Origin of the sequence: Arthrobacter sp. WCS2018Hpa-7 (assembly GCF_031843805.1) — a bacterium.
Taxonomy (GTDB): domain Bacteria; phylum Actinomycetota; class Actinomycetes; order Actinomycetales; family Micrococcaceae; genus Arthrobacter.
On record NZ_JAVTJB010000033.1, the window covers coordinates 24,405 to 34,748 of the forward strand.

At 63.0% G+C, this 10,344-nt stretch carries 9 protein-coding genes; 2 read left to right on the forward strand and 7 right to left on the reverse strand.

What is annotated here, in order from left to right; all coding sequences use genetic code 11:
- Positions 1–12: 12 nt before the first annotated feature.
- The 4 genes from RQH14_RS22030 to RQH14_RS22045 are packed head-to-tail and all read right to left on the reverse strand — an operon-like array spanning position 13 to position 5,119.
- Positions 13–825 carry a bifunctional allantoicase/(S)-ureidoglycine aminohydrolase gene (locus RQH14_RS22030; protein ID WP_311215245.1) on the reverse strand — a complete coding sequence of 271 codons (813 nt, stop codon included), beginning with the start codon at positions 823–825 and terminating at the stop codon, positions 13–15.
- 14 nt (positions 826–839) lie between these two features.
- A complete protein-coding gene (locus RQH14_RS22035) occupies positions 840–2,102 on the reverse strand; it encodes a DUF6986 family protein (RefSeq protein ID WP_311215246.1) in 1,263 nt (420 codons plus the stop codon).
- A 1-nt stretch (position 2,103) separates the two neighbouring features.
- A complete protein-coding gene (gene aceB, locus RQH14_RS22040) occupies positions 2,104–3,702 on the reverse strand; it encodes a malate synthase A (RefSeq protein WP_311215247.1) in 1,599 nt (532 codons plus the stop codon).
- A 16-nt stretch (positions 3,703–3,718) separates the two neighbouring features.
- Complete coding sequence (locus tag RQH14_RS22045; RefSeq protein ID WP_311215248.1) at positions 3,719–5,119, reverse strand: NAD-dependent malic enzyme; 1,401 nt, start codon at positions 5,117–5,119, stop codon at positions 3,719–3,721.
- A gap of 221 nt (positions 5,120–5,340) precedes the next feature.
- Here RQH14_RS22045 and RQH14_RS22050 point away from each other — a divergent pair, with 221 nt between their 5' ends.
- On the forward strand, positions 5,341–6,096 hold the full coding sequence (locus tag RQH14_RS22050; RefSeq protein WP_311215249.1) for an IclR family transcriptional regulator: 756 nt from the start codon (positions 5,341–5,343) through the stop codon (positions 6,094–6,096).
- A gap of 69 nt (positions 6,097–6,165) precedes the next feature.
- On the opposite strand, the gene RQH14_RS22055 is transcribed toward RQH14_RS22050, so the two are convergent.
- The 3 genes from RQH14_RS22055 to pucL all read right to left on the reverse strand — a co-directional run bounded on the left by RQH14_RS22055 (position 6,166) and on the right by pucL (position 9,398).
- Positions 6,166–6,633: a DUF2867 domain-containing protein gene (locus tag RQH14_RS22055; RefSeq protein WP_311215250.1), complete on the reverse strand. Its 468-nt coding sequence runs from the start codon at positions 6,631–6,633 to the stop codon at positions 6,166–6,168.
- Between the two features lie 153 nt (positions 6,634–6,786).
- On the reverse strand, positions 6,787–8,295 hold the full coding sequence (locus tag RQH14_RS22060; RefSeq protein WP_311215251.1) for a nucleobase:cation symporter-2 family protein: 1,509 nt from the start codon (positions 8,293–8,295) through the stop codon (positions 6,787–6,789).
- Positions 8,296–8,483: 188 nt separating this feature from the next.
- Entirely contained in the window at positions 8,484–9,398 is a 915-nt protein-coding gene (pucL, locus tag RQH14_RS22065) for a factor-independent urate hydroxylase (RefSeq protein WP_311215252.1), read from the reverse strand.
- Positions 9,399–9,768: 370 nt separating this feature from the next.
- Here pucL and RQH14_RS22070 point away from each other — a divergent pair, with 370 nt between their 5' ends.
- Entirely contained in the window at positions 9,769–9,945 is a 177-nt protein-coding gene (locus RQH14_RS22070; protein WP_014922716.1) for a hypothetical protein, read from the forward strand.
- The last annotated feature ends 399 nt before the right edge of the window (positions 9,946–10,344 follow it).

The following is a 10,344-nucleotide window of genomic DNA, read 5'->3' on the forward strand; positions in this document are numbered from 1 at the left end:
CAAGGGTAAAGACTAGGTGAGCTTCACCTGGCGGTTCATGTCCTTGTACAGCAGGTAACGGAACTCGCCCGGACCACCGGCGTAGCAAGCCTGCGGGCAGAACGCGCGCAGCCACATGAAGTCGCCGGCCTCCACCTCAACCCAGTCGTTGTTGAGCAAGTACATGGCCTTGCCCTCAAGCACGTACAGGCCGTGCTCCATGACGTGGGTCTCCGGGAAGGGGATCACACCGCCGGGCTGGAAGGTGACGATGTTGACCTGCATGTCGTGGGCGAGGTCGCTGGAGTCCGTGAAGCGCGTGGTCTTCCAAACGTCGTCGGTGTCCGGCATGGAGGTGGGCTCCACGTCCTTCTCGTTGGTGACGAAGGACTTGGCTTCGAAACCTTCGAGGCGCTCGTACGCCTTGCGGATCCAGTGAAAGGAGACGATGTCGTCGGAGACGTTCTCCAAGCCCCAGTCTGAACCGGCGGCAAGGTAGGCGTAGCCGCCCTCTTCGAGGTGGTGCAGCTCGCCGTCGAGGGTCAGGTTGACCTGGCCCTTGGTGACGAAGATGACGCCTTCAACGCCGGCCTCGAACTCCGCCTTGGGAGCCCCGCCGCCCGGTGCGATCTCGACGATCAGCTGGGAGAACGTGGTGGCGAAACCGGAGATCGGCCGAGCGATGATCCACGACCGCGTGTTGGAGAAGCCCGGCAGGTTGCTGGTGACGATGTCCGTCATGACGCCCTTGGGGATCACCGTGTAGGCCTCGGTGACGATGGCCCGTTCGGTGGTCAGTTGCGTCTGCGGCGGCAGGCCGCCCTGCGGGTAGTAGTACTTGCCCATGCGAAATGCTCCTATCAGTGCAAAGTTGGTTGTGCGAGCCGCGGGTGCGCCAGTGCGGTCAGCTGTGAAAGTTCGACGCCGGCAAGCGCCTTGACCTCCTCGGTCGCCACTGCGCCACACTGGACGCCGCGGAGGACAAAGCCAGCCAGCGCGCGGGCGGTGGCGGGCTCGTCCATGACGCCGCCTTCGGTGCGCTCAACATAGTTGCGGAGGCGCAGTGCCGCTGCGGGAAGGCCTTCGCGGTAGAAAGCGTACGACGCCGAGAAACGGCTGGGCAGTTGGGCGGCGTGCAGATCCCACCCCTGGTAGTAGCCGTTTTCCAGGGAGCGGCGAACCAAGCGGCCGTGCAACTTCCAAGCGTCCTCCACACCATCGCCCACGGGGATGATGTTGGTGGAACCGTCGGACAGGCGGATGCCCGTGCCGGCGACAGCGAGCTGCATGACTTCCTTGGCGAAGTCGGCCACCGGGTGCTCCATGGACTGGTATTCCGCGGAGATACCCAGCGAGGCGCTGTAGTCATAGGTCCCATAGTGCAGGGCGCTGATACGGCCCGGAACGACGTGGGGGAGCTGGGCCACCGGCGAGGTTCCGTCAGCACCGATGATGAGCTGCGGCGTTTCCACCTGCACCTCAAAACGAAGACGTCCGGCGGGAAGCCCGTGGACTTCCTCAAGGCGGGACACCGCGAAGTCCATGGCCTGCACCTGGGCCACCGTGGTGACCTTGGGCAGGGTGAGGATCAGTCCGGCAGGCAGTTCGCCTGCGGCAGCCAAGGTGGAGACGAACAGGTCCAGGGTCTTCAGGCCGCGTGCCCGGGTGGGAGCTTCGAAGCACTTGAAGCGGATACCGATGAACGGCGGAGCTGTTCCGGCAGCAACTGCTGCAGCAACAGCGGTGGCGGCAGCAACGGCGTCGGCGTCTTCTGCCTCATCGCCGCGGTCGCCGTAGCCGTCTTCGAAGTCCAGACGGAGGTCTTCGATCGGCTCAGCAGAAAGCTTCGCCGCCACACGCTCTGCAACAGCGGCAGCCAAGTGGGACTCCTGGCCCAACAGCTGACCCAGTTTTTCGAGGCCACCGTGGGCTTCCGCCGTCGCCAGCGCCTGGGCGCCCCACTCTGCCGCAAGGGAAGGCGTGAAGCGGTCGGCCGGGATGTAGACGGTTTGGATGGGCTGGCGTGAGCCGTCGTCACCGGGGTAGTTGCGGTCCAGCAGCTGGTCCGTCGCCTCAAGCTGCGACTCGATGTGGGCCAGATCAGAGGAAGAGAATGAGCCCATCTCAGCCCACCAGCTCGTACGCGGGAGTGGTGAGGAAGTCTGTGTAATCGTCGGACAAACAGATGTCCTCGATCAGCTTGGATGCGGGCTCGTAGTACGCCTTGAAGTTCTCGTCGCCGAACTCGATGCGCAGGCGCTCGGTTTCTTCGCCCAGGATGCGGCTGACGAGTTCGCGGGTCACGGTGTTGCCCGTGTCCGCGAGGACGGACTTGTTGCGGATCTGCTGCCACACCTGCGAGCGGGAGATTTCCGCTGTCGCTGCGTCTTCCATGAGGTTGTGGATGGCAACGGCACCGCTGCCGGAGATCCAGACACCCGTGTAGGCGACGGCGACGTACAGGTTCAGGCGCAGGCCTGCCTCGGTGACGTGGCCTTCGGCGGACGCGACGTCGATGAGCTGCTCAGCCGTGACGCTCACCTCGGGGCGCTGCTTGTCCAGCTGGTTGGGACGGTCGCCCAGCACGGAGTCGAAGACTTCGCGGCAGGTGGAGACCAAGTCCGGGTGGGCAACCCACGAGCCATCGAAGCCATCGTTTGCTTCGCGGGTCTTGTCGGCGCGGACCTTGTCGAAGGCTGCGGCGGTGACGTCGGGCTGCTTGCGGTTGGGGATGACGGCGGCCATGCCACCCATGGCGAAGGCGCCGCGCTTGTGGCAGGTCTTGACCAGGAGTTCGGTGTAGGCGCGCATGAACGGAGCCGTCATGGCCACGGTGGCGCGGTCCGGGAGGACGAACTCCTCGCCGGCATCACGGAAGTACTTGATGATGCTGAAGAGGTAATCCCAGCGGCCGGCGTTCAAGCCCGAGGCGTGATCGCGCAGTTCGAAGAGGATCTCGTCCATCTCGAACGCTGCCGGGATGGTCTCGATGAGCACGGTGGCGCGGACGCTGCCCTGAGGGACGCCGAGGAAGTCCTGTGCGAACACGAAGACTTCGTTCCAGAGGCGCGCCTCCAGGTGGCTTTCCATCTTGGGCAGGTAGTAGTACGGGCCCTGGCCGTTGAGGAGGAGCTGCTTGGCGATGTGGAAGAAGTGCAGGCCGAAGTCCACCAGCGCACCCACGGTGGGTTCGCCGTCGATCAGCAGGTGGCGTTCTTCCATGTGCCAGCCGCGGGGGCGGGCCACCACAACAGCCAGGGGAGCGTCGGTGCGGAGGCGGTATTCCTTGCCCTCGGACGAAGTGAAGCTCAGGGTTCCCTGGGCGGCGTCGCGGAGGTTCAGGATGGCGTCGATGACGTTGGGCCACGTAGGAGTGCTGGCGTCCTCGAGGTCGGCGAGCCATACTTTGGCGCCGGAGTTCAAGGCATTGATGGCCATCTTGGCCGGGGTTGCCGGGCCGGTCATCTCGACGCGGCGGTCCTGCAATGCTGCCGGTGCCTCGGCAACTTTCCAGTCGCCGTCGCGGATTTCCTGGGTCTCCGGGAGGAAGTCCAGGCGACTGGTGTCCGCAACCTTCTGGCGCTTGACGCCGCGTGCTTCCAAGAGCTCATTGCGGGTGCCGGCGAAGCGCTTGTGCAGTTCCTCGATGAAGGCCAGTGCCTTGGGGGTGAGGATTTCCTCGGCGCGATCGATCGGCCGGGGATCAGTGACTGTGATAGCCATTGGGCGGTGTCCTTTTCTAGAGTGCGCTGGCGGCGTTGGCGTGCGCAGCATTGGCTACGGCGGTCGCTACATCGGCGGCAACATGGGAATCGAAGACGCTGGGGATAATGTAACTCGCGTTGAGCTCATCGTCAGCCACCCGGTTGGCAATTGCCTCGGCGGCGGCCACCAGCATGTTCGGCGTAATGTCCGATGCCCCGGCGTCCAGCAGGCCCCGGAAGAAGCCCGGGAAGGCCAGCACGTTGTTGATCTGGTTCGGGAAATCGCTGCGTCCCGTGGCAACCACGGCTGCGTGCTTGGACGCAACAACGGGGTCAATTTCCGGCGTCGGGTTTGCCATGGCGAAGACGATTGCATCCTCGGCCATGGAGGCAACCTGCTCTTCGCCGATCACGTGCGGGGCGCTGACGCCGATGAAGACGTCCGCTCCCTTGAGGGCGTCGTGGAGGGTTCCGGAGAAGCCTTCTTCGTTGGTGTTCGCGGCGATCCAGCTGCGGTGCTCGTCGCCGTATTCTTCGCCGGAGTGGATAGCGCCTGAGCGGCCGGCGGCGACGATGTGCTGCGCGCCCTGGGCCTTGAGGAGCTGGATGATGGCCGAGCCGGCAGCGCCGACGCCCGAAACCACAATCTTGACCTCGGAGAGCTTCTTGTCCACCACACGGAGGGCGTTGACCAAGGCAGCGAGCGTAACGATCGCGGTGCCGTGCTGGTCATCGTGGAAGACAGGGATGTCCAGTTCTTCGCGGAGCCGGTTCTCGATTTCGAAGCAGCGCGGTGCGGCGATGTCTTCGAGGTTGATGCCACCGTAAACCGGGGCCATGGCCTTGGCGATCATGATGATTTCTTCGGTGTCCTGGGTGTCCAGGCAGACCGGCCAGGCATCAACGTTGGCGAACTGCTTGAAGAGCGCGGCCTTGCCTTCCATCACGGGAAGGGCAGCGGCGGGACCGATGTTGCCCAGGCCCAGGACGGCCGAACCGTCGGTGAGAACGGCGATGGTGTTGCGCTTGACCGTCAGGTTGCGGGCTGCAGCCGGGTCCTCTGCGATGGCCATGCAAACACGGGCGACGCCGGGAGTGTAGGCGCGTGAAAGGTCGTCACGGTTGCGCAGGGCTACCTTGGGGACGACCTCCAGCTTGCCACCGAGGTGCATGAGGAAGGTGCGGTCCGAGACGTGCTGGACGGTGACGCCGTCGAGGGCGTTCAGGGCGTCCTTCACGCGGGCTGCGTGGTCGTCGTCGGTGGTGTTGCAGGTGACGTCAACAACGATCGTCTCGTGGTGGGATTCCGTGACGTCCAGCGCGGTGATTGCTGCACCGGCTGCGCCGACGGCTGCTGCCAGTTCGCTGGTAGCGGTGAAGCTCGACGGTGCGGCGACGCGCAGGGTGATCGAGTTTCCGGGGCTCGGATTCGCCATTGAAATTCCTCCTGTAAGGCCCGTTCCCGGGCCGCCGTTCCAAACTGAATGTTTTCGTATTATGGATATTATTATCTACAAAGTGGAAACACAACCCCTTGCTTGGTCATGTTCGGTGTCGTCGCGCAGGTTCGCGCTGTGCTGTATGTTGGGTGTTCTAAGCAATTCTTTTCACGATGCGGATAAGAGTTGTCGGAATTTGAGTCATTGGAGACAAGGGAATGGCTGAAAAAGCCTCCGGAGGCGTGCAGTCCGTTGAGCGCGTCTTTGAACTGCTGGAACTGATCACGGACGCGGGCGGCGACGTCACGCTGAGCGAACTTTCGTCGTCCACTGACCTCCCCCTGCCCACCATCCACCGCCTGCTCCGCACGCTGGTGTCCTTGGGCTACATCCGCCAGCTGCCCAACCGCCGCTATGCCCTGGGCCCGCGACTCATCCGGCTCGGCGAAGGTGCCAGCAAGCAGCTCGGCGCCGTGGCACGTCCGCAGCTCAAGACCCTGGTGGAACGGCTCGGTGAAACCTCCAACATGGCCGTCCTGGATTCCGACATGGTCATCTACGTGGCCCAGGTCCCGTCCATGCACTCCATGCGCATGTTCACCGAAGTTGGCCGCCGCGCCCACACGCACGATACCGGCGTGGGCAAAGCCATCCTCGCCCAGCTGGACGACGACGTGGTCCGCGGCATCGTGGCCCGCACCGGCATGCCCACTCCCACGGCCAAGAGCATCGGCGACATCGACTCCTTGCTCGCTGACCTGGCGTTGATCCGTGAGCGTGGATACTCCATTGACGAGGAAGAGCAGGAGCTCGGCGTCCGCTGTTTCGCCATGGCCGTTCCCAATGCGCCCACCCCCACCGCGATCTCCGTCTCCGGCCCCATCACCCGCGTGGACCAGAGCTTCGCAGACCGCGCCGTGCCCATGCTCCGTGAAGCAGCCAGGGCGATCTCCGCGGAGCTGAACCAGAACTAACTTCTTCACCCGCCTCCCGCTGAGGTGGCACTTAATGCCCATGTTTTCCAAAAACATGGGCATTATCTGTCAGCTCGGCGCGGGTTTCGAGCGGGTGGCTTTCTTCAGCATGGAGTTCACCACGATCGGGTGCACCGGGCGCACGACGCTGAAGTACAGCTTCCCCCTCCACCCCTTAAGTACGACGGCGGTAGTCACCCTGATCAGTCGGCCCACCGGATCAACGCCGACGGCGGCCGCGAAGTCCAAGTGCTTGTCCCGGACAAAGATCAGGGCTTCTTCGCCGGACAGCTCGCTGATCTTGAACGTGTCCTGCGGGGCCTTGGGAACGCCGATCAGAGGGACCAAAGCCTGACGCAAACCCATGGCGCCGGAAACCCAGCGGGGCATGGAATCCACGGAGAACAGCCGCTCCGCCCATTTCGTGGGGTCCGTGGTGGCACCTTCTGGAAGGACAGCCAGGCAAACGTCCGCGTAGTCCGGCGCCGGGATCTCGCGGAAGGCCAATGAGTGGAAGCAGGGAGCCTGTTCGGTCATGGGCTGATCCTACGGTGCGGCGCACCAGCGACCCGCCCACTTAGGTGCGTGCCGGCGTCGTACGTTCTTTGCCTGTCCGCTTTCCGCGCGAGGCGACAAAAGGCGGCAGTGTCCCCCAAGGAAACACTGCCGCCCGTTATCTGCGGAAGGGTGCTAGTGCTCCGACGCGCTGGAGGTCTTGAGCGGGACTTCCTTGCCGTCGGCGTCGATCAGCTTGCCGTTTTCGAAGCGGTCGCCTTCGCTCAGGCACTTGATGTCCTCTTCGCTGACAATCCGGTCAGTGCCGGCGACGAACACCGACTGGTTGTCCGAGTTGCCGGCCTTGAAGTGGTTGAACAGGATGTTAAGCAGGATGGCCATGACGGCTGCCGAGCTGATGCCGGAGTGGAAGATCGTGGCGAACCAGGTGGGGAACTGATCGTAGAACTTCGGGGCGGCGATGGGGATCATGCCGAAGCCGATCGAAGCAGCCACGATGATCAGGTTCATGTTGTTTTTGTACTCGACCTTGGCCAGGGTACGGATACCGCTGGCCGCCACCGTACCGAAGAGCACCACGCCGGCGCCGCCCAGGACGGGCGTGGGAACCGCAGCGACAACCCTGCCCAGGATCGGCAGGAGGCCGAGGATGACCAGGATGAGACCGCCGGCGCTGACAACGAAGCGGCTCTTGATGCCCGTGATGGCCACCAGTCCCACGTTCTGGGCGAAGGCGCTCTGCGTGAAGGAGTTGAACAGCGGGGAGATGGCGCTGGAGAGCATGTCTGCGCGGAGGCCGTCGCCGATGCGGCGGGAGTCAACCTTGGTGTCCACGATTTCGCCCACTGCGATGATGTCCGCCGAGGTTTCCGTCAGGGTCACCAGGATGACGATGAGCATGGAGATGATGGCGGCGATTTCGAAGGTCGGAGCGCCGAAGGCGAAGGGGGTGGGGAACGCGACGATGTCGCCCTGGCCAACCTTGGAGAAGTCGGCCATGCCGGCAACCAGCGCGATGATGGTGCCGATGACCATGGCCAGCAGGATGGAGAGACGGGAGATGGCGGCGTTGCCAACCTTGCTCAGGAGAAGGACGACACCCATGGTTGCTGCTGCGAGGCCGATGTTGGCCATGCTGCCGTAGTTATCAGCCTTGGCGTTGCCGCCCATGGCCCAGTTTGCGGCCACCGGCATCAGCGTCAGGCCGATGGTGGTGATCACTGTGCCCGTGACCACTGGCGGGAAGAACTTGATGATCTTGGAGAACAGGGGAGTGATCGCCAAGCCAATCAGCGAGGCCACAATGACCGAGCCGAACACCGCCTGGATCCCGCCACCGCCTTGGACGATCGCCACCATGGTGGAAACACCGGCGAAGGAGACGCCTTGGACCAACGGCAGTTGCGAACCGAACCACGGGATGCCCACGGTCTGCAGGATGGTGGCCAGGCCGCCAACGAACAAGCAAGCGGCGATGAGGAGGCCGATGTCCTGGGAGTTCATTCCGGCAGCCGCACCAATGATCAACGGCGGGGCAATGATTCCGCCGTACATGGTGAGGACGTGCTGGAAGCCGTAGGCAAAGGTGCTTCCGATGGAGAGGCGCTTGTCCTCGGGCCGTTCCGGCTGATGCTTCCGCGAAGAGGTGGTATTCGCAGGGCGGGACTTCTTTTTGATGTTCATGGCAGACTTTCTGGGTTCATGGCAGACGTCTTCGTCTGGCTAACTGTGTCTGGCTAACAAAATCTGTGGTTTGGGGTTGGGTTTGTGTGCAGATCCGGCCTTTACGGGGCGCCGTTGGCGGGACCTGCACACAAACCCTTGGATGGTGCGGGTTTCTAATGCGTTTTTGCTGCGGTGTACGTGAGGGCCTAGCAGAAGCCGGCGATGCCGCTCCACGCAACGGGTGCAGCAGCGATGTTCTCGCGCTGGACCGTAGCTTCGATGAGGCCGTACGGGCGGTCAGCCGAGAAGAAGACCTCGTTGGGGTTGTCCAGGCCGAACGGGCTCAGGTCAACCAGGAAGTGGTGCTTGTTGGGCATGGAGAACTTGATCTCGTCTACTTCGCTGTGTGCTTCCAGGACCTTCTTGCCCATGTCGAACAGCGTCTGCTGCAGGGCGTGGGAGTAGTTCTCGGTGAAGCCTTCCAGCAGGAGTGCCTTGATGTCCTCGTAGCTCTTGTTGAAGTCCGTTCCGGCGAAGTCCAAGTTGGTGTTGTAGCGCCAGCGGGCGGATACATCGGTAGCCAGGATGCGGTCGGTGGTTTCGGGCAGGGTGGTGTACTTGTCGCGCGGGTAGCCGACAAAGCCGGACTGCGTGGTCTTCAGGACGGTCAGGTCCTTGAGGCCGGAAATAAGGTGCGTGGTTGCGCCATCACGGACGACGACGGCGGTACGCACCTCTTGTCCGTTGCGGACGAAGCTGTGGTCGTGTCCCTCGCTGTGGGCCTGAATGCGATCCCAGCTGTAGGCCTCGGCTTCCCAGCGTCCGCCGGTAACCCAGTCGAATCCGCCGGTGAAGTGGTCTGCAAGGCGCAGCAGGAAGGACTCGGGGGAGCCGATGCCTTCACGAGCGAACGCGTAGACGGTGTTCTTCTGGGTGTCGGTGGCGACGACGTGGCCGTTGTCGCCTTCGAGGTGTGCGGCCTGGAAATCGCCGCGCAGCTGCGAGGTGACGTTCAGGTCTTCGATGTGGTGGCGGTCCGTATCCCGAGTGACTTTGACGACGCGGACTTCTGCTTTGCCGTACTGGTTTTCGCCGAGGACGATGTTGTTGCTCATGGTCATATCCCAACTTCTGTGAGGTGGAACCTACGTTCCATCAATGAAATTAAGCGCGTGTTTCCACCGCGTTTCTGGTGGAGCCGACCCAACAAAAAAGAGCCAGCATCCATGGATGCCAGCTCATTACGACCCTGCCTGCTGCTCTCAGGTTACGTGACCTGCGCCACGAACTCATTCGAGAGTAGCGCATGATTTCGGCTTGTGTATACGGGTTCCGGAGGATCGTTATGAATCATCCAAATGTGACCGGGGCAACTCACTTGGCGTTGGCGGGGGTCTTGACGCGTTGTTTCCTGACTGCCTACACTTTCCACATAACAATAAAAGATTTCCGAAGAGCGGAAACTGCATGCATGAGAAAGAGGAGGAACAGATGGACTCGAAGGATACGAACAACGTCGTGGAATTCCCGGCGCCCGGTCAGGAGCTGTACCTGCCCTTCGGTGCAACAGATCCGGACTTCTACATTCCGGCCGACTGTGACCGCAAAGCCGGCGGGTTCTCCCGTTGGCTGCGGGCACTCCCGGTGTTCGGCCGGCAGCGCCCCTAGGATCTTCCTGCATCCAAGGAGTGCGGACTCTGCGCAACAGAGCCAACGAGGCGGGCGATACCTGGGGAGGTATCGCCCGCTTTTGCGTGCCTTCTGTGTGCTGTGGCCCCTTTCCTGGCCCCCGTCTCGATGCCTCGCTGCGGAGTAGACGGTAGGCGTCGTCTAGTCCGCAGCAAGCCATCGATTCGGGCTGGGCCTGCCTCGCGAGGCGTCCTGGTTCTTAGGAGATCCCGGTCGGTTCGGAACTCGGGAGTGACTCCGGGCAGACGCTGCGCTGCGGAGTAGACGGTAGGAGTCGTCTAGTCCGCAGCGACTCATCGAAATGGGCTGGGCCTGCCTCGCGAGGCGTCCTGGTTCTTAGGAGATCCCGGTCGGTTCGGAACTCGGGAGTGACTCCGG

Bases quoted from the DNA above. Each gene is read 5' to 3' on its own strand.
- RQH14_RS22030 (WP_311215245.1), bottom strand. From the start codon at position 825: ATGGGCAAGTACTACTACCCGCAGGGCGGCCTGCCGCCGCAGACGCAA.
- RQH14_RS22035 (WP_311215246.1), bottom strand. From the start codon at position 2,102: ATGGGCTCATTCTCTTCCTCTGATCTGGCCCACATCGAGTCGCAGCTT.
- aceB (WP_311215247.1), bottom strand. From the start codon at position 3,702: ATGGCTATCACAGTCACTGATCCCCGGCCGATCGATCGCGCCGAGGAA.
- RQH14_RS22045 (WP_311215248.1), bottom strand. From the start codon at position 5,119: ATGGCGAATCCGAGCCCCGGAAACTCGATCACCCTGCGCGTCGCCGCA.
- RQH14_RS22050 (WP_311215249.1), top strand. From the start codon at position 5,341: ATGGCTGAAAAAGCCTCCGGAGGCGTGCAGTCCGTTGAGCGCGTCTTT.
- RQH14_RS22055 (WP_311215250.1), bottom strand. From the start codon at position 6,633: ATGACCGAACAGGCTCCCTGCTTCCACTCATTGGCCTTCCGCGAGATC.
- RQH14_RS22060 (WP_311215251.1), bottom strand. From the start codon at position 8,295: ATGAACATCAAAAAGAAGTCCCGCCCTGCGAATACCACCTCTTCGCGG.
- pucL (WP_311215252.1), bottom strand. From the start codon at position 9,398: ATGACCATGAGCAACAACATCGTCCTCGGCGAAAACCAGTACGGCAAA.
- RQH14_RS22070 (WP_014922716.1), top strand. From the start codon at position 9,769: ATGGACTCGAAGGATACGAACAACGTCGTGGAATTCCCGGCGCCCGGT.